Consider the following 19,303-nt stretch of genomic DNA (forward strand, 5'->3'; position numbering starts at 1 on the left):
GCGTTCGCCCGGGAGACACATCTATTTATTAAGCTTTAATTCCATTCATTATCAGTAAAAAAATTATTTCTTAAACCCGGATTATGCGTTAGGAATCGTAGTGAGAGCTGAAATTGCAAGAAAATCAGTTAGTTTGGAGGCATTAGCGTAGCACCGCTACGGTTATGCCGAAAACTAAAGTGAAACGGCTGATTTTGAAGCAGTTTCAGGTCGCAACACCTGTGCGCCGTGGCGTAGATAGGCTAATGCATATTCCGGGTTAAAGATTTATATCACCGTATTTTTTACGACATAGACCCATCTCATCATACAAAAAAGCCAGCCTACTACTGTAGACTGGCTTTTACCCAATACACTAAACAATAATCACTTTCACTATTTCTCCTACTCCTTCACCACCTTATGTACTGTCCGTAATCCGGACTGGTTGATATGTACCAAATAGATACCAGCTGCATAGCTGCTGATGTCCCAGGTAGAGGTCGGTTCCTCTAAGGTCCTGGTGACCATCAACACGCCATCTGCATTATAAATACTCACTTCCACAGGCTTTTCTGCTGAGGCAGCTACCTCCAGTTGGAGTTTTCCTTGGGTAGGGTTCGGGAATACGTTTACCGTGGTAGGTTCTGCCGATTGGTCTTCCCTAATGGAGTTTTCTTCCTTGGCAATAGTCGTCCTTTGCGCAGCAGAAGCATCATTTACACTATCTGGGGCTACCCCAAACAACAGCCTTCCATAATAGTAAACTGCCATTTGCTCTTGAAGTATCCACCCGCTTTCGGTATGATTCGAATAATCGTTTTCCTGATCAAAATCCGCCCAATCCGTCTTCGTGATCCTTACTTTTAGCTCCTCGGTTTCACTCAATGGAGCTAATTGGCCAAGTGAGGCATCAAAGGTAATATCCACATAATGGTCTGCTGTGGCGGTAGGTGTTCCGAGTGCCATAAAAGTCCCCTGCATATTTTCCTTTCCTAGCGCTGCATAATCCTTCCAAAACTTCAGGTCTCCCCACCGTCTTTGGTCAACCAATAACGAATATGAAGGCCTTCGTAATCCAATGGTACATTTCCGGTGTTGTAGAGATCGAATGCTTTCTTAATGGTATTGTCATTGGAAGCATTATTCTTGGCCATGACCACTGCGGCTTGTTCCATAGCAACAGGCTGCGGCTCTTCTCCCCAGATCAGCCTGTCGTCGGCGTAAAGGGTAATCTTATCATGCACAGTGTAGTTGGAAGCTGCTGACATGGAGTAATCATTAGCTTCATCAAAAGCAGACCAGTCTGCATCATGGATGGCTGATTGGAGCTCACCCGAATTACCATCACTTGCTATTACATTTCCTTCTGCAAAACCATATTCCACATACCCAAAAGCATTTTCCCTAGGCTCATCGAGCATGACATATGCCATGGTTACTTCATCAGAGCCCATGCTTGCATAATCAACCCTCGTTTGGATATCGTTTCCTTGTTCTGCTGTCAGCCAATATCGGGCTGTAATATTACCCAAATCCACAGTCATCGTATCCTTATTCACCAATGTTAGATAAGGCTTTATTTGATTATTGGAAGGAGCAGAAGCATCTCCATTTTTATAATGCACTTCGAGCTTCGGAAAGGCATGGTATAATGCGGCTATTTCAGTTTCGTCCAAGGCATAATTATACAGCCTCACATCATCCATCAAGTCACGATAAGGTTTGTTTTCATCCGAATTTCCCAACCGTACTGGACTGGACTTCCCTATTTTACCGGTGGAATAACCTGCTTCTGCTGTCTTCTCACCATTGAAATAAAACCTGATTTGGCTGTCATCTTTGTCCCGTATGGCCACCAAATGCACCCACTCATCGGTGAAGAGCGGATGGGAAGTGCTATTGCCCACAGAGGTACTGATGGTCGTCTTGGTGCGATCATCGTCAATACCAAAGGTCAACCGACCATCTCGAAGCTGTATACCGTACCAATTATCGGCAAAGCTTCCTTTATGGATCAGATAACAGTCTTTTCCATCACCATACCGATACGTGTCTTCGGCTATTTTTACCCACATGGAAATGGTAAATGAGGTTTCGTCAAACAGGAGGTGATCATCATGTGCAATGTCAACAGAAGCCGTGGCAGACGGTTCATCAAATACATACGCTTGCCCAAATTTGCCCGCCACACGTGCTGTCGATTGGTAGCCTTGCGACTGCCCATCTTGACCATATTGGCTATAATCTTCTACTAAGGTACCAGCGGCTTCGTCCATTTTCCAATAGGCTACCAATCCAGCTGGTGCTGCAGCATGGAAAGACCAGACGTCTCCTTGTGTGGTTCCTTTAGCACCAATGGCATCCACCCGCCAAAAATAGGTGGTTTGTGCTTGTAAATCCTCAAGTTCATACTGTGGGGTGGCTACCGGTAAAGTACCTAACAAAGCCAAACTATCTGGGTCTGTTCCCAAGTACACCTCGTACGACGAAGTATTGACCCCTCCATTCCAAGAAACCTGTACTGTATCACCAAAACCTTCCAAGACGTCTTCTTCACCGAGTGAGGGAGCAAAAGCCTTCATCGGTGTAGGGAGTGTATGATAAAGCTCCAGGATTTCCTGCTGGGTCAAGCTTTTATTGAATAGCCGTACTTCGTCGATGTTTCCTCTAAAAGGTGTCCCAAAGCCATTGGAATTACCTATAATGATCGGCTCATCTTGACCAATGGTCAACTCAGTTCCGTCATTGACTTCCTTGATTTCTTCACCATTGATATACAACCTCAACACACCCTCTTCAATGTCTCTGATCGCCACTAGGTGCGTCCACTCACCTGTAAAAATAGGTGAAGCACTCGTGGATAACTGTGTCTTGTCATGATTGTCATCAATGGCAAACCGGAGGTCACCATCCTTGATTTCTATACCGTACCACTGCCCGGTTCCACCAGTTGCTTCGTCGGCAGAGAAGGTGCCTTTGTGGATGAGGTAAGATTGGGATGAACCATCCGTGGACTTGAGCCACATAGAGATGGCAAAGGAATGGGTATCAAAATACAGCTGGTCAGCATGGGGAATGAACACATGGGAAGGATTTTCGGCATTGGTCATGTCCAGGGCATTATCGACCTTTCCGGTTACCCATGAATAATCATTGAGTTCATTCACCTCACCATCATTACCGTAATCGGTGCTATCTCCTACCAACGTTCCTTCTGAAGCATCCATTAACCAAGCGCCTACTAGACCTCTGGGGATATAAGGCCTGGTCCTAAAACGCCACACTTGCCCTTCGGTAAGCCCCAATTCATTGCCGGCATCCACTCTCCAATAATAATCGGTATCTGATTGCAATCCTTCCCATTCATAGGCAGTGGTTTCCAAAGAATCAAGGAACAGAAGGTTCTCTTGATCATCACCTGCATAGAGCACATAATAATCCGTGTTTTCACTTCCTGACCATGTCAGCTGTACAGAAGTGGTATCTGCAAAACTACCCTCATGCTCAGGATGGCCATTGGCAGGTTCTGATGGCGCAGTGGGCACAGGAATGGTCTTGAAAGTCTCAGAAACTGCTGAAATGGCCTCCAGTTCGGATTGATAAGGTTGTAGTTTAAATTGATAGTTGGTATTGGGCACAAGATCGGCCAGTTCGTATTCCGTCACATTCCCTCCTAAGCTATCCAAAAAGATAAAATCATCTTCCTCTGAAGCTATTGACAAAACAATGCCTTCATAGCCGCTATCATTATTGGTCCAGTTTATAACCATGGATGAACTCGTAATATCACTGGCGGCAATAGCTGTCACGGGCTTCAGAAAGGCTGGCGGTGCCTGATCGGGCAAGCCATTGATATAATGTTCGATATTGGCATAGCCGTCAGCAGCGATCTGCATGGCATCTGATGGGTCGCTCGGATCCAAGCCGTTGGCTGTCTCCCAGTCATCAGGAATGCCGTCCCTGTCGCCATCAGGTCGAGCAGGTGCTCCAAATAGTTGTCCAGGGCCTCCCATCGGCAGCTCCCTTTCATTGGAAATCAACTTCCCTTCCAGCCCGAGACTGGTCAATTCTGTCATCAGAAACTCATCCACTTGGTCCCTTCTCGGATAGTTTGCCCCTACTTGCTCCAATACAAAATCATAACTTTCCTGCGCAGTCATGACGTTGGCTGGAAAGGGATAATCATAGGGCTCATCGGCAAAGGTCGTGATGCCCTCATAGGCAGAAAGCTGTACCAGCTCCCCATCCAAGGAACCGTTGAGGTTGCCATCATGGTAATTTCCGGAAACATATGGGATAAAACTTTCTGTACCTCGAGAAAAAGGCCTAATGGAAGTACTTGGACCATCGATATAGTAATTGTTCACGATGTTCACCCGGGATTCGGCCGTAGATCCACCCATGATGTATCCACCACCTCTTCCCCAATTATACACGACGTTATTGACGAATTGATTGCGGTTTTTCACCTTTGGGTTTCTCGTGTTATTATCGATATATAGATTCCTGAAAAGACTGATCAAGCCAGAAGGCTCCAACAGGCCACCACAAGAGTGTGTCTCCAGCCCTTGGGAGATGATGCTGTTCTGAATGGTAATGCTGTCCGCATGCCCCGTAATGGAAAAGGTCTCATCCCTTCCCCAACTCGCCGAAACATGGTCAAAAATCAGGTTTTTGGCATCATCGGTCATGGTCATGGCGTCCGCACCACTGGTACCATAACGACCCATTCTCACCCGGAGATAGCGGACGATGGTATTACTCGCTTGGGTAAAGGTAATGCCGTCACCATAGATCACCACTCCGTCTCCTGGAGCCGTCTGACCGGCGATGGTCACATTCTTGGAAACAATAATCCGGGAATTGGTCTGAATGATACCTCCTACTTCAAAGACGACAATCCTATTGGACTGGCTTACGGCATCTCGAAAAGAACCAGGACCGGAATCATTCAGGTTGGTCACAAGGTAGACTTCGCCATACCGGCCTCCTTCTGCCATCCTTCCGGCACCCTCAGCTCCCGGAAAGGCGATGGTCTGTGCTTTACTTGGTGAAATCAGTCCTCCTGAACATAGAAGAACCATGAGACAGAGATATCCTGTCTTAATAATGAATTTGGTAAAAATTTGCTGCATGTTAGTAAGGTTATTTTGGTTAGAATCTCTTCACTAACACCAGGGGTTTGAAAAATAAATCAATGGGATAAAGCTGCTAAAAATTCACCTGAAAACTATACTGGTGTATCCTGACATTTCCTTAGAAAAAATTAAATAGATAAATTACCTCGCTTTTAAAAACCTTATAATACTTTTAAAAATACGTTTTATTAAATTTTATACGGTCAACCATCGTATTTGAATATATAATTTGAGAAACCTTTATTTATACACACCTTATAAACGGATGTTTATCTATATAATTACCTCATTAATACTCTTTGAGAACCAATCAATAGTAAAATACCCCAAACAGGGTATTTTTTTTACGCTAATTGTAGGGTAATTTTGACTTATAAATTAACAACAACCTACAAATATAGCGAGATATAATGCATTTTTACAACTACAACGACCAATTGAGGAAAATCGATCGCGCAGGAAGGGGAGCCATAATTTCACGTGGTATTGCCACTGGCACTATTGGCCTTTTTCTTTTTGCCACAGCCTTTACCTTAGATCTTCGTTTGCTGCTTGGCTCAGTTTTGTGCTTATTGATTTGCTGGATGCTTGAATCCTATTTTAAATTAAATGAGGATAAGCACCAACAGATATTTGACCAAAATGGAAACCCCTTTCATCAGCCGAATCTCAAAGGGTTAATCAAAAACTGGATTGGAGAACTCTTCTTCTCTCTCAACGGAATTTTCTACTTTCTGGCCATTCTTTTGCACGGTGTTCTTTTCGTCCTTATACAGCAACAGGTAATGCTATAGAATAAACCACACATCCCATAAAACCAATTTTTAGACTACGATTTATGGTTAACAACATAGACACATAGGGCACAATAGGAAATACTGTCACAATTGCCTGCTACTTGTAAAACTAAAAAAATCAGTGAAAATCTGCCTGATCAGCGGTATCAGCGTTCCATCATTAGCCAAAAAACCTATGTCTTCTATCTGCCTATGTGGTTAAACACGAGTCAGTTAACTATGGTTTAACGGTCTTTTTTACCGCCACTGTAAAGCTCATATCTCAATAACCTACAGTCAATAGTCCCGTTATAGAAGGCTATTTTCCGACTCGGCCTCAGCCCTACACGCTTGCCTAGCTGGGGATTACCTGTAAAAATAAAACCTGTATATCCTTGGCAATGTTGCTTCATGAAATCCCCCATACGCTGATAGGTAGTGACCAGCTCTTCTTCTTCGCCTAGCCTTTCCCCATATTCTGGGTTAAAGAAAACTACGCCTTGCTCTTGATCGGGCACTGTAGTCGCCGCAAAATCAACTTCCTCAAACGAAATATGATCTATCACATTGGCAACAGAAGCATTTTCCTTGGCTGCTTGAAGCGCCCTTTCACTAATATCAGAAGCAACAAACTTTGTGGAGATGTTGTCATTTACTTTAGATTGGAGTTGCTGCTGGAGTTGTTGGTAAATAGAAGGATTATAGCCTTTGATATGCATAAAAGAATAGTGCTCCCTGAACAGTCCAGGATAGCGGTTGGTAGCCATCAATGCTGCTTCGATGACCAAAGTCCCCGCGCCACACATGGGATTGATAAAAGGCTCTTTGGTATCCCAATTGCTGGCCATAATGGTCGCCGCTGCCAAGTTCTCTACCATTGGAGCTTTCCAAGGCAGTTTTCTATATCCTCTTTTGGAGAGTGTATCACCGGAGGTATTGATAAACAGGGAGGCTTGCTTTTCTTTCCAAAACAACTGGAAAACGGCTCCATCAAACTCAGCTCCAGAATCAGGCCGCTGGCCAGTATGATCCCTAAAGCGATCCACGATGGCATCTTTCACCTTAACATTGACGATGAGTGGGTTATTCACACTTTCGTTTTCTACATGGCTCACCACTGAAAAGTAAGTATCATTATCGATATAATCTTCCCAGGCAATATTCTTCACACGTCGGTAGATATCACGGGCGTGATGGAGGTAAAAGGTCTTTATTTCAAAAAGGACATGGCTAGCCACCCTCAAGTGCATATTTAAAAAAATGCATTCATTCATGGTCGCATGTAGCTCTATGCTGGTCCGATCTACATTTAACGGCTTGAAGCCAAGCGCAATAAGCTCTTGTTCCAGATAGGGTGCAAACCGATCCTTACAGGTCACCACGACCTTCCCTTTTTGGTCAAAATTGTTCATGGTGACAAAAGTAAGCTTTTTGAGGGAGTTTTTGGTTATCCATTATCGGGTTATTGATACCCGCCAGCGTTCAAGGTGCTGACTTAACTGTACGACCTATTATCCATGATCGAGCGACCATATCCCCAAAACACCGTCATTCCCTGAGCAAAGTCAGCTACCAGTTAGTGCCAAGTGGGCGTTTCTTCTCTGGCTTAGCATCTTGATGTTCAATTCACCTTGGCTTGACTTCTTTGATCCATTTGGCCAAAGTCTGGTATCCAACGTGATGTTCTTCGGCAAACTCCTCTGCATTGGCATTTTCATCATCCATCGTATAATCCATCCATTTGTCCAAAATTTCATCTTTGCTATAGACTTTGGGAGAAAAATCTTTTTGTAAATGGTGGCCATTCACGTCCAGTAAATCCAACAGCTTATACAAGTCACTCCTTATGTCTGCTCGGCTAAGATCAAGTCCTTCCTCTTTGAGTTTTTCTACTGCTTTAGTTTTCACTAAAATGGGTTTGACAGCAGTTCCTTTTTTTGCGGCATCTTCCAAGTGGACCGTCTTTCCCTTAGAATCAATGTAGATAAACTTCTCTGGATGCTCCTGAATGGTCTTAATGGCTTCTTTGATCAAGCGTTTCATGATGCGTCTTTTTTTGATGTAAAGTACTCTTATCAGTGCAATGTCCACACCAAACTAGGTGAACTGGTACACTTATTCTACGGAATATCCACTGTTACCGTTGAGTAATTCATCCTATCGCAAAATTTTATCGTACTGGCATGGAGTTTTTAACTCAACATTGTGCCTTATGTGGTTGTCAAATAAGTTAGCTACTTTATCTTGATCCTTTTTGATGTCTTAACCTGAGCTCGACTTATTTTTAGCATTAAAAGCGTCATAGCGAACCCTTTTTAGGAGGATGTGGGTTCGAAAAGGGTGTGGCAACTCGCCGCGGCGAGCTGCCACGGCTTCCACCCCTCAAATCTCCCTCTAAGCCTCGCAGTGCATGTTCCGACCACTGTACGGAAACGATTTTATAATCGAACTGAGGTTGCGTGTAGTCCGGTGTATCTTTTGGCCTATCTCTACGTTGCAAAAAGACTTCCTTAGCTACGGCTAGGGGCGTTTTTTGCGCCTTGATCTCGTCCAAAATCCACTACCGCCTTACCCGTCATTTAAGCGTTGACTTGCCCCTAGGCTACTGCGGTTTCCAATTTACAAATCGGGACAAAGTGCCAGCGGCACGATAAATTTTGTAACCTGCGGATTCAGGAGCTTAAGCTCTCCTCAACCTCCCGAAGGAGTGCCAGCGGCACGGATGATAGCTATGCCTACACGAAAATTGTCTCCCTTCAAAACACTAAACGCCTTTGCCCTGTGTTGGATGTATTCATTGACCAATAAAAGGACAATTTTAAGTACCTTTGTAAATGAGTATTGGAACTAAATTCCAAGCAACGGGTTTATTTTACCATCATTGGTTTTTACATGATGGTGAATTCCTATTTACAAAACCTCATGGGCCTTGACCCCATGAAAAAGTAAGCACATATGAACGTAAAAAAAAGAGTGGTCGTGGGACTTTCCGGGGGTGTGGACAGCTCTGTGGCAGCCTATCTCCTTCAAGAGCAAGGCTACGAAGTCATCGGCATGTTTATGAAAAACTGGCACGATGAATCTGTTACCATTTCCAATGAATGTCCATGGATGGAAGACAGCACGGATGCCATGCTAGTGGCAGAAAAACTGGGAATCCCCTTTCAGGCTATTGACCTGAGCGAAGAGTACAGGGAACGGATAGTGGACTATATGTTTGCCGAATACAAAGCAGGAAGGACCCCCAATCCGGACATACTTTGCAATCGCGAAATTAAGTTTGATATTTTCCTTAATGCCGCCCAAAAACTCAAAGCTGACTACGTGGCCACTGGGCATTATTGTCAAAAAGGGGAAATTGAAGTGGACGGGAAGCCAGTGTACCAACTCCTGGCTGGAGCGGATAACAATAAAGACCAAAGTTATTTTCTTTGTCAACTCAACCAAACCCAACTTGCCAAAGCCCTCTTCCCCATTGGGCACCTACAAAAGTCGGAAGTAAGAAAGATCGCCAAGGAACAGGACCTGATTACCGCAGATAAAAAAGACAGCCAAGGCCTTTGCTTTATTGGCAAGGTGAGATTGCCGGATTTTCTACAGCAACAGCTCAAGCCAAAAAAGGGTGATATCATCATCATCCCAGAGGATTTGCCCATTTACCAACAGCAACAAATCCCCGCAGGAGTTGATATAGAAGACCTCAGTTTAGAGACGCTGAACCATATCTGTATTCCCATTAACCATGATGCCCAACAGGGCAAAAAAGTAGCAGAGCACAACGGTGCGCATTACTTCACAGTCGGGCAGCGAAAAGGACTCAATGTGGGCGGTACAGGAAAACCCCTCTTTGTGATAGAAACGAATACTCAGCAAAATGTCATTTTCACAGGATTGGGAGAGGACCACCCGGGGCTTTTGCGGAGCGGGCTTTTTGTGCCAACAGAAGATGTACACTGGATTAGGGACGATCTCAGGTTGACTCCTGGTCAATCAAAGAGATACCTTGCCAGGATACGTTACAGGCAGCCATTGAGCGGAGCGACATTGATCATGAAAGAAAATGGTCTTTATGTACTGTTTGACCAGCCCCAAAAAGGAGTAGCTGCCGGTCAGTTTGTGGCTTGGTACGAAGGTGAAGAAAGCATAGGATCCGGTGTAATTGCCTGATAGATAGAATATATACTACTTAACATCGGTAGATAATGGGCGCGGGCTAGTTATCTACCGATGTATTTTTATTGCCTCCTCCGATGTGATGGAGTAAATAATATCTTTTTGTGTTAATAAATCTTGTCGGTTACCAATGTTTTTCCAGCAGTTTTTAAGTATATTCAAACATAAAAAATCCATAACTATGAAAAAACCAAATATTACTCATTACAGTTTTTTATTTGCACTTGCACTGCTGTTCAGTACGGCGGCTTTTGGCCAAGATGAAAAGCCTTTAAGTCCTCCTGCCACTGCTACTGGCGAAGTCAATGGTGCAAATATCACGATTAACTATTCAAGTCCTGGCGTCAAAGGAAGAACAATATGGGGCGACCTAGTACCCTTCGACAAAGTCTGGAGAGCTGGTGCTAATGCCGCAACCACTTTCGAAACGGATAAAGATATCAAAGTAGAAGGTAAAAACCTGCCCGCTGGTCGCTATAGCTTCTTTATCATTCCGGGTCCTGAAGAATCCGTCTTTATTTTTAATTCAGTGCCTGACCAACCGGGAAGTTCAAAATATGACGAGTCAAAAGACGTAATACGCGTAACAGTTCCTTCTCAAGAAACATCCACAATGGAAGAACGCCTTGTGTACGAAGTCGTGGACGATGGATTTGAGATCCGCTGGGAATACGGAAAAGGAAAAGCCCATATTGAGTAACCCGCTTCAGAAAAGCCCATTTATATCAAAACCGTCTTTCATCAGAAAGACGGTTTTACTTTTTTTTGGGCGTAGCAGAACCCAGAATATCCTGTAGGTCCAAGCCGACTCATGCAGTTTGCCATACCTGTGCGCCGTGCCTAGACAAGCTAATGCATATTACGGGCTCAAGTCTCTCAGACAGCTGTCAAGCGATGAGGAATCCCAATGCATAAACTGGGTTGAATTAACCATTTAGGAGCCTTACCTTTGATGTCTAAACTACGTATATCTTGGCTTTCGATCCTTATAAAACCAATTTGCCGGTCGTGGACATCATTCCACAGGTAAAAAAAGACCTTAACGTAAACAACAGCCTGATCCTTCACGCTCCTCCGGGAGCTGGAAAAAGCACATTGATTCCCTTGGTCCTGAAAGATGAAACTTGGCTGAAGGGGAAGAAAATCCTTATGCTGGAACCACGACGGCTTGCCGCCAAATCAATTGCCTCCAGAATGGCAAATTTACTAGGTGAGCCTGTGGGACAAAATGTCGGTTACCGGATACGGTTCGAAAACAAGGCTACAAAAAACACCCAGATAGAAGTCCTTACCGAAGGTATCATGACACGTATGATCCATCAGGACAACGCCTTGGAGGAAGTGGGTTTGGTGATTTTTGATGAATTTCATGAGCGCAATATCCACGCTGATGTAGCCATGGCACTCTGTAGGGAAGTACAAGAAATCCTGCGCCCTGACCTGAAAATCCTGGTCATGTCCGCCACCTTGGACATGCCCCAGCTTTCATCACTTCTTAACGCGCCGATAGCGGAAAGCAAAGGCCGACAATATCCGGTCGAAATCATCCATACCCATGATGCGGACAGCTGGACCTTACCAGAACAAGTGGCACAAACCATCAAATTAGCCTCCAAAGAAAAAACGGGGGATATTTTGGCTTTTCTACCTGGTCAGCGTGAAATTAAAAAGACCCAGGAATTACTCCAGCGAATGATTCCTGAAGTCAGTATTTTTCCACTATATGGCCAGCTAAGTCCACAAAGGCAACAGCAGGCCATTCTTCCTCACCCAAATGGGAAACGTAAAGTGGTATTGGCCACCTCTATCGCAGAAACCAGTTTGACGATAGAAGGCGTCAGTATCGTCGTGGATTCCGGATTTGGAAGGACAGCTAAATTTGACCCAAAGTCAGGGCTAAGCCGATTAGAAACCGTCAAGATATCGAAAGATGCCGCCGATCAGCGAGCAGGAAGAGCAGGAAGGCTAGGTCCCGGTACCTGTTATCGATTATGGACCAAAGCAACGGAAGACCGGTTAGCCCCCTTCAGGGTACCCGAGATCTTAGAAGCAGACTTGGCATCACTCTGTCTGGACTTGGTACAGTGGGGCATCAAGGACATTCCTAATATGACTTGGCTTACCCCACCACCTAATGGTGCACTGTCACAGGCCCAAGATCTATTAGAGCAGTTAGGGGCCATAGCGGATCAAAAACTGACCAAGCATGGTGAGGCTTTACGGAATTTGCCCTGTCATCCCAGGATTGCACACATGCTGCTCAAGGCACAATCAGATGGTAATTTGGCTTTAGCAACGGACATTGCTGCGATTTTGGAAGAAAAAGACCCTTTGCCACCTAACTCAGGAACCGATATTAATCTTAGAATTGAGGCGCTGAGAAGGCATAGGTCCACCAACAAACAAGGAAGGGGTTTTGAACGAATAGAGAAAGTCGCAGGAAATTACAGGAGGCTTTTTGATATCCCAGCAGACAATGTGCTGGTAGATAGCTATGAAAGTGGACTGATCCTTACGTACGCTTATCCTGAGCGCATCGCGCATGCCCGGCCTGGAAATAACGCACAATTCAAGCTGACCAATGGTAAGATCGCCAGTATGTATCATAAGGATGAACTGGCCCATGAGCCGTGGTTAAGCATAGCACATGTAGATGCACGTGATGGGATGGGGAAAATCTTCATGGCAGCCCCACTAAACCCAAAAGACTTGGCACCATTGATACAAACCGATGATGTGGTCACTTGGGATTATAAAAATGGAAATTTGGTGGCAGAAAAACAGTGGCGGATAGGCCATATCGTGTTACAATCAAAACCACTTCCTACCATCAGCGCTACACAAAAAACAGCGGCGATCGAGAAGGCAATCCAACAGGATGGTAGCCGTTTGCTTGATTTTAACGAATCTGTTCAGCAATGGCAAAACCGTGTATTGAGTCTGAGAAAATGGACTCAAAATAACCTTTGGCCAGATGTATCCATCCCATCATTGCTTCAAAACACCGAATGGATCGCTCCTTACTTGGATGCCGTCACATGTACGGAGGACTTCAGGAAGCTCAATTTGCTCGACATCCTCCATTACAGCTTGGGGATGGATCAGCAACAACAACTCGAACACTTGGCACCGAGCAGGATTGAGGTGCCAAGTGGCTCCAAAATAAAGCTCCATTATCATCCAAACGGAGAGCCTCCCGTGCTAGCAGTAAGGCTCCAAGAGGTATTTGGAATGATGGACACCCCTACCATCCACGAGGGCAAACAAGGCGTCTTGATGCATTTACTTTCTCCTGGTTTTAAACCTGTACAAGTGACCAGCGATTTAAGAAGCTTCTGGGAAAACACTTATTTCGAAGTGAAAAAGGAACTAAAACGCCGTTACCCAAAACATTATTGGCCGGATAATCCCTTAGATGCAGAGGCTGTAAGAGGCGTAAAAAGAAAATATCCCTGATGAAGTTAGTTATACTGCGCTTTTTTGATGACCTTTGACGAAATATAAACAAGCCGATTCCCCTCCTATTTTCAAAAAAACTATTTCCAAATTTCTATTCGGTTGAATGTTAAGCGATTAGTTCATTTATCTGTCCGATTATTTTGTTGAGGTTTTGAATATAGGTGTGGTGCTTGTATGTCAGAACTAAATATCATTTATGGCAAGATCGAACAATAGTTTTATTAAAAAGCAGAAAGCAGACCGAAAGGCGAAGAAGAAAAAAGAAAAATTGGAAAACAGGCTGGAGAAAAAAAGGCACGAAACCAGCGGGAAACTTGAGGATATGATCGCTTATGTGGATGAGTTTGGCAATATCTCCGACACTCCCCCTGAGCCACCTGAAGACAAAGACAAAAAGAAAAAGAATTCCGGTTCTGCTCCAACTGACTAACCTACCCATTTCTTACAATATTTGGCCCTCACAAGCAGTGAATGGGCCTTTTTTGATTTATATAGGTCTGTGAGACGCGTGATTTTAGGGGATAAGCCAAAAAGCTGGCGAGTTGGAGATGGTTCGGATAGAAGGCTGATGGCGCAGATGATTATGATTTGCGCTGATTTTTTTCTTAAACCCGGAATATGCATTAGCCTATCTACGCCACGGCGCACAGGTGTTGCGACCTGAAACTGCTTCAAAATCAGCCGTTTCACTTTAGTTTTCGGCATAACCGTAGCGGTGCTACGCTCACATAGCCATAGTTTTTTACCAATGGTCGACAAACAGGTTAAAGCCCCTCAACATTTTGGTGAATACTGTCTATCTTAGTGAGAAGCTAATAATAACCATAACCACCCAACCATGAAACAAAAAGTTACGCTTTTGCTCATTATGATCTTTTTAGGCTCAATGAGCTATGTTTTTTCCCAAAGCCAAGATATTTTTGAAATCAAAATTTACCATTTCAGTACGGCTGAACAAGCAAGTAAAACCAATCAGTTTTTGGAAGAATCCTATATTCCTGCGATGCACCGGAAGGGCATCCAGCATATAGGTGTCTATGAGCCCTTGGAAACGGATAGCTTGGCCGGGAAGAGGATCTATGTCTTCACTCCTTACCCTTCTGCAAATTCTTATATGGATATCTCGTCCACGCTTCACCTAGAAGATCTGCCCAAAGGAAAGCACTACCAAAAGGCTACACACGATGCCCCTCCTTACGACCGTATGGAAGCTATTTTACTAAAAGCCTTCAGTGGAATGCCCCACTATGACATTCCCAACTTGGAAGGGGATCAGGAGGAGAGAATTTATGAACTTAGGAGTTATGAAAGTCCCACTGAGCAACTGTTTCACAACAAGGTAAGCATGTTCAATAATGGCGAAATTGATATTTTTGACCGACTAGATTTCAATGCGGTGTTCTACGGTGAGGTCATCGCTGGGCCAAATATGCCGAACCTAATGTACATGACATCCTTTACAAACATGGATGCTGAAAAATCCGCTTGGAAGGCTTTTGGTGCTGACCCAGCTTGGATTGAGCTTAGAGATGATAAAGCGTACCAAAATAATGTCTCTCACATCGATATTATGCTGCTCAGACCACTCGAATACTCTGAATTGTGATCGGGGAAACAAAATGAGCTGGTTTTGCCTGCTGCGGCAGATCATCAGGCCGCAAAACCTTTGCGCCATGGCGCAGGTAGGCTAATGCCACCTCCGTATTGAACATGATCTCAGCTATTCTAATAATAGTGCTATCCAACATTAATTGGGAGCTTGTCTGGTGTTAATAGTCCTTTCTGCACCAGACATGTTCTTTTTTCTAAGATGGATTGTAGGGAGAGAGATTGTTCGGCAAGACACCTTGGCATCCCATCTATCATTCTATCCAAAAAGCCTCCGTAGCCAATGGTCGGTTCAGTCCTTAGGGGGAGTGATCATGATGTGGGCACGGTGTGTTCCCGGATCCATGATCCAAGGCATACCCGGTGCTTCCGGCTTCAATGGAAGCCCCGTACTCTCCACAGTCGCATAGGGAATGTACACCACATACCTGAAGTTACCGTCCAGCACCTTGCCCTTGCTCCAGTCCACCTCTTTTTCATCGGCAGTTAATACAAAAAGCGTAGCACCATTGTCAGGCATCGTGAGGCTGCCAGCCTGTACTTCTTCCTCCCTAATATCAAAAATCTCCCGAAAGCTTTTGCCTTCCTTTTTCAATTCCCTCCCCCTCTGCATGAAGGGTTCCAAATCCTCTTGATAGCAGGCGACACTCAACCCATTTTGCTTAGGGTCATCGCCTATGCAAATCATTTCATTTTCTCCTTCCCTAAGAACAGTGAATTCTCCTTGCGCATTATAGCCATAGACTTTTGCTCCTTTTCTATTCTCTTCAGGAGCGGCCAAAACAGCCACTTTGATCTGAATGTCTTTTGGAGGAATGGAACTCTGTCCAGGGGAATAGCTAAAGCTGGCAAACAATAATAGTATTATCAATCCTGGTCTCATAGCAATTGGTTTACCCCGCTAAATTAATTGCAGGTTTAGTACAAAATACCTATTCAATTTACCATTATTTTTGCTTCAGGCAAAAACAACTGAAGGGATCAGTTATTATTCCTCTTCAAACATGCCTTTTAGATCAGTCATGATGTCTTCTACTTCCTGCTTTTTGATCTCAAAAGCTTGGTCATTGGCACTGTTGTTCTGGAAGTGGTGCCAGTGTTTTTCTGCTTTTCTGATTACGCGTGGGGTAATATCAAATTCTGTATAATCCAAGTATTCCTTAGCCAAGGTAGAGGACTTAAAATTACCAAAAAGGTAGATTCTAAGGATATCCACAAAACTACCACTAAGGTCAAACCCTTCCAGTGCTTGGACAAAATTCCCATTGCGCATCTTATTGCTTTTATCATGGATTACTTCCAGAAGTGGATCCAGAGCGGCTTCATTTTGTTCCATTGCCGATAAGCCTCGTGCAGCCAAATAGGCACTTTCATAATCCTCTCCCTTCAATACCTCTATCAGCTTATAAAGCACTTCCTCCCCTCCTATTTCAGCCAATTTATCGGCATAGATAAAGGCTTCATCCTCTTGTTTGTCACACATTTTTTGGATCAATAAGTCGATATTGTCAGCCATGTTTCTTGATTTTTTCGGTACTTTGACAAAGATAAGGGCTAATTCGACAAGCCTGCACAGAAATGGAAAATTCATCCCCATGCACAAAAAGTTAATCCCTGCCCAAGACTGTCCTAGATTGATTGAAAAATTCAACGCATCGGCCGAAAAGGTAGAATTCAATAGTAAAAAGAACAGCTTGTACTTTTATAATAGTGAGGTGAAAATAGGCCAAATACGCCTACCCATCCATTGGAAATCACCGGATGATATGAGCCAAAACCGATTGGAAGACACCAATTACATCCTCTTAATCATCCGTTCTGGAATAGCCGCTGTTGGGTATTTTGAGAATGGTGACAATATGGACCACAAGGTGTTTAGGGCATACATGGTGCGGAAGAAGCAAGGGAAAAGCCAAATCAAGCATTTGAATACCAAAGGTAAATCCCGTGCGGGTTCTCGGGTCAGACTAGCAGAAACCCTTGAGTTCTTTGAAAACATCAATTCACGGCTCACCAAGTACATTAATGAGTTTAGAGTTGACAAGATTGGTATAAGTTACGCCACCACGCTAGTCCCTTACCTGTTTGGGTCCAAGGTAAGCACGCCATTTCAGAAAGATGATCCCAGGATCTTTAAAATACCCACACACATCTCCCACCCGACATACGATTCTCTCCTAGAGGTCAATGATTTTTTACTGAAAGCTACCGTCCAATACGTGGATAGCCTTGCGACATTGTTGGATGTGCCTAATGACAACAGCGACAAAGAGGAAGATCTTGAAGATTGGTGATCCTTTTATCAAAACGCTATTCACTTGGACTTTTTGTCGCCATTATTTATAAATCCTTACACAAACGTGCACGAGATTCTCCCTAATATGATGATTGCAAGGTAATTTTAAAAGTTAACCATAAAGACGGGTGTCACTACCTAAATTAGCAACACATGAAATTATATGTAATTGCCACGTTGGTACTGTGCTTTTTTTATCTGGATAAATCCTATGGCCAAAGCAACCATTACTGGACCAGAAACTATGGAAGCGAGTCCATGCTCCTAAACGGCTCTGTGATCGGCGGAGTGACAGATTTGGGTGCAGTATACTATAACCCAGCACGATTGGCACTGACTGAAAACCCAGCATTTATCATTAGTGCTGATGTTTATGAACTAAACTCCTATAGGATTGAGGACGCCATTGGAAACCGCAAAGACCTCAAGCAATCCTCCTTCGGAGGCGCTCCATCCCTAGCTGCTGGAACGATCGATATGAAAGAAAAATCCAGATCAACATTTGCTTACGCGATATTATTAAGATATGACAATGACTTTGGGTTTTCCTACAGGGATGAAGTAACCAGGAATGTTTTGCCCAATGTACCTGGAGACGAACTTTTCGAAGGGGAGCTAAACGTGACCAACAACCTAAAGGATCAATGGTTTGGCGGTAGTTGGGCTTATAAACTAAAAGACAATTTCAGTTTCGGGGTATCTTTATTCGGGTCCAGGACCGAAGGAAGTAAAGGCAATAAGTTTGACATGACGGCTCTTGACCAGAATAAGGACATTACCAAATATGACTACAGCCGGGGATATTCCTTTCAGAGCTATGGGATCTTGGCCAAATTTGGAGCAGCCTACTCTACCGACCATATGGACTTAGGCATGACCATTACCGCACCACGAGCACACCTTTTTGGAAAGGGAAGTTATAATTACCAATTGTATTTTGCAGCTCCAGATGACAGCGGTATTGAGGACATATATACCAATGATTATCAAAGTGATCTGGACATCCAGTTAAAGTCACCTTTATCTATAGGTATGGGAGCAAGTTACCATTTGGCCGAAAACAAAGTAATTCATTTCAGTGCGGAATATTTTGGCAAAATCTCCACCTACAATATCCTGGAAGCTGCTCCACATGAAATGCAGAGCAAACCCGATTCAACTATCTACTTTTCACTGACAGATAGCCGAAAAAGTATCGCAAATGCGGGTGTAGGAGTAGAATGGTTTCTGAGCAAAAAGGTGAGTTTTTATGGTGGTTTCAGTACTGACTTTAATGCTGCACCAGAGAATACCGTTAGTTTTGTAACCCAAGAATCCAGCGCCAGTAACATTTCTTTTGATGCCAATTTCTATCATGTGGCCGGAGGGGTTTTGCTTAAGTTCAAGGGGGCTGAATTTACCTTGGGCGCTACCCATACCAGTGGAAATACCGACTTCGATAAGCCCGTCAATTTCCCTACAGGCGATAATCCCTCCGATGTAACCATCGCCAATGATGGTAGAATGCTATGGGACCGATGGCAATTTATCGTATCCTTCTCCGTGCCTTTCTTAAAAGATTATGTGGATAAGCTAGAGGAAAAGATTTTTTAGGTATAAGTTAAACCCACAAAGATAAAACCAAAAAGCCGAAAAAGTAACCAATTCAGTAGAAAATATCACACCCTTCGGCGGCTATAATTTTGTTTTCAAGTTTTTCAAAGATTCCGTCCTTTCGGATCTGATAGATAAACAGCTAGACATGAAAGTGAAGACCTTCGGTTTTTCTTCCAGTGATATTTTCATCAACCATGAATGTCCGTCTATTTTAACGGGGGCAACTGCAGCGAGGACGTCAACGCCATCATAGAGGCCATCTCCAACATGTCTCA

Annotated in this window: 14 protein-coding genes; 8 read left to right on the forward strand and 6 right to left on the reverse strand. The window is 43.9% G+C overall.

What is annotated here, in order from left to right:
• Nucleotides 1-384: 384 nt before the first annotated feature.
• Both DN752_RS25085 and DN752_RS25090 read right to left on the reverse strand, forming a co-directional pair.
• The gene (locus DN752_RS25085; protein ID WP_262511688.1) at nucleotides 385-1,032 is read right to left on the reverse strand and encodes a T9SS type A sorting domain-containing protein; all 648 of its coding nucleotides are present in this window, start codon (nucleotides 1,030-1,032) and stop codon (nucleotides 385-387) included.
• A complete protein-coding gene (locus DN752_RS25090; RefSeq protein WP_262511689.1) occupies nucleotides 1,002-5,117 on the reverse strand; it encodes a LamG-like jellyroll fold domain-containing protein in 4,116 nt (1,371 codons plus the stop codon). Before DN752_RS25090 ends, DN752_RS25085 begins: the two co-directional genes overlap by 31 nt.
• Before the next feature lie 413 nt (nucleotides 5,118-5,530).
• Between DN752_RS25090 and DN752_RS00510 the strand changes: the two genes are divergently transcribed.
• Nucleotides 5,531-5,914, forward strand: a complete 384-nt coding sequence (locus DN752_RS00510; RefSeq protein WP_112782158.1) for a hypothetical protein — start codon at nucleotides 5,531-5,533, stop codon at nucleotides 5,912-5,914.
• A 227-nt stretch (nucleotides 5,915-6,141) separates the two neighbouring features.
• Here the strand turns inward: DN752_RS00510 and DN752_RS00515 are convergent, their stop codons facing one another.
• Nucleotides 6,142-7,308, reverse strand: a complete 1,167-nt coding sequence (locus DN752_RS00515) for a THUMP domain-containing class I SAM-dependent RNA methyltransferase (protein WP_112782159.1) — start codon at nucleotides 7,306-7,308, stop codon at nucleotides 6,142-6,144.
• Between the two features lie 214 nt (nucleotides 7,309-7,522).
• Nucleotides 7,523-7,939, reverse strand: a complete 417-nt coding sequence (locus DN752_RS00520) for a hypothetical protein (protein WP_112782160.1) — start codon at nucleotides 7,937-7,939, stop codon at nucleotides 7,523-7,525.
• A 912-nt stretch (nucleotides 7,940-8,851) separates the two neighbouring features.
• Here DN752_RS00520 and mnmA point away from each other — a divergent pair.
• The 5 genes from mnmA (at nucleotide 8,852) to DN752_RS00550 (ending at nucleotide 15,134) form a co-directional block, all read left to right on the forward strand.
• Nucleotides 8,852-10,063: a tRNA 2-thiouridine(34) synthase MnmA gene (gene mnmA, locus DN752_RS00525; RefSeq protein WP_112782161.1), complete on the forward strand. Its 1,212-nt coding sequence runs from the start codon at nucleotides 8,852-8,854 to the stop codon at nucleotides 10,061-10,063.
• A 187-nt stretch (nucleotides 10,064-10,250) separates the two neighbouring features.
• Nucleotides 10,251-10,769, forward strand: coding sequence for a DUF2911 domain-containing protein (locus DN752_RS00530; protein WP_112786369.1), 519 nt, complete (start codon nucleotides 10,251-10,253; stop codon nucleotides 10,767-10,769).
• Nucleotides 10,770-11,041: 272 nt separating this feature from the next.
• A complete protein-coding gene (gene hrpB, locus DN752_RS00535) occupies nucleotides 11,042-13,525 on the forward strand; it encodes an ATP-dependent helicase HrpB (RefSeq protein ID WP_112782162.1) in 2,484 nt (827 codons plus the stop codon).
• 199 nt (nucleotides 13,526-13,724) lie between these two features.
• A complete protein-coding gene (locus tag DN752_RS00540; RefSeq protein WP_112782163.1) occupies nucleotides 13,725-13,958 on the forward strand; it encodes a cold-shock protein in 234 nt (77 codons plus the stop codon).
• Between the two features lie 408 nt (nucleotides 13,959-14,366).
• A complete protein-coding gene (locus DN752_RS00550) occupies nucleotides 14,367-15,134 on the forward strand; it encodes an NIPSNAP family protein (protein ID WP_112782165.1) in 768 nt (255 codons plus the stop codon).
• A gap of 294 nt (nucleotides 15,135-15,428) precedes the next feature.
• Here the strand turns inward: DN752_RS00550 and DN752_RS00555 are convergent, their stop codons facing one another.
• A complete protein-coding gene (locus DN752_RS00555) occupies nucleotides 15,429-16,019 on the reverse strand; it encodes a hypothetical protein (protein ID WP_112782166.1) in 591 nt (196 codons plus the stop codon).
• A gap of 105 nt (nucleotides 16,020-16,124) precedes the next feature.
• On the reverse strand, nucleotides 16,125-16,652 hold the full coding sequence (locus DN752_RS00560; protein ID WP_112782167.1) for a HEAT repeat domain-containing protein: 528 nt from the start codon (nucleotides 16,650-16,652) through the stop codon (nucleotides 16,125-16,127).
• Nucleotides 16,653-16,731: 79 nt separating this feature from the next.
• Here DN752_RS00560 and DN752_RS00565 point away from each other — a divergent pair, with 79 nt between their 5' ends.
• Both DN752_RS00565 and DN752_RS00570 read left to right on the forward strand, forming a co-directional pair.
• Nucleotides 16,732-17,430 (forward strand): hypothetical protein, encoded by a 699-nt coding sequence (locus DN752_RS00565; RefSeq protein WP_112786370.1) that lies wholly within the window; start codon nucleotides 16,732-16,734, stop codon nucleotides 17,428-17,430.
• A 155-nt stretch (nucleotides 17,431-17,585) separates the two neighbouring features.
• The gene (locus DN752_RS00570) at nucleotides 17,586-19,025 is read left to right on the forward strand and encodes a long-chain fatty acid transport protein (protein WP_112782168.1); all 1,440 of its coding nucleotides are present in this window, start codon (nucleotides 17,586-17,588) and stop codon (nucleotides 19,023-19,025) included.
• Nucleotides 19,026-19,303: the final 278 nt, after the last annotated feature.

Source organism: Echinicola strongylocentroti (assembly GCF_003260975.1).
In the GTDB taxonomy this organism is placed as follows: Bacteria; Bacteroidota; Bacteroidia; order Cytophagales; family Cyclobacteriaceae; genus Echinicola; species Echinicola strongylocentroti.

Coding starts and splice junctions, on each gene's coding strand:
- DN752_RS00530 (WP_112786369.1), top strand. CDS start 10,251: ATGAAAAAACCAAATATTACTCATTACAGTTTTTTATTTGCACTTGCA.
- DN752_RS00520 (WP_112782160.1), bottom strand. CDS start 7,939: ATGAAACGCTTGATCAAAGAAGCCATTAAGACCATTCAGGAGCATCCA.
- DN752_RS00515 (WP_112782159.1), bottom strand. CDS start 7,308: ATGAACAATTTTGACCAAAAAGGGAAGGTCGTGGTGACCTGTAAGGAT.
- mnmA (WP_112782161.1), top strand. CDS start 8,852: ATGAACGTAAAAAAAAGAGTGGTCGTGGGACTTTCCGGGGGTGTGGAC.
- DN752_RS00560 (WP_112782167.1), bottom strand. CDS start 16,652: ATGGCTGACAATATCGACTTATTGATCCAAAAAATGTGTGACAAACAA.
- DN752_RS00550 (WP_112782165.1), top strand. CDS start 14,367: ATGAAACAAAAAGTTACGCTTTTGCTCATTATGATCTTTTTAGGCTCA.
- DN752_RS25090 (WP_262511689.1), bottom strand. CDS start 5,117: ATGCAGCAAATTTTTACCAAATTCATTATTAAGACAGGATATCTCTGT.
- DN752_RS00555 (WP_112782166.1), bottom strand. CDS start 16,019: ATGAGACCAGGATTGATAATACTATTATTGTTTGCCAGCTTTAGCTAT.
- DN752_RS00510 (WP_112782158.1), top strand. CDS start 5,531: ATGCATTTTTACAACTACAACGACCAATTGAGGAAAATCGATCGCGCA.
- DN752_RS00540 (WP_112782163.1), top strand. CDS start 13,725: ATGGCAAGATCGAACAATAGTTTTATTAAAAAGCAGAAAGCAGACCGA.
- DN752_RS00565 (WP_112786370.1), top strand. CDS start 16,732: ATGCACAAAAAGTTAATCCCTGCCCAAGACTGTCCTAGATTGATTGAA.
- DN752_RS00570 (WP_112782168.1), top strand. CDS start 17,586: ATGAAATTATATGTAATTGCCACGTTGGTACTGTGCTTTTTTTATCTG.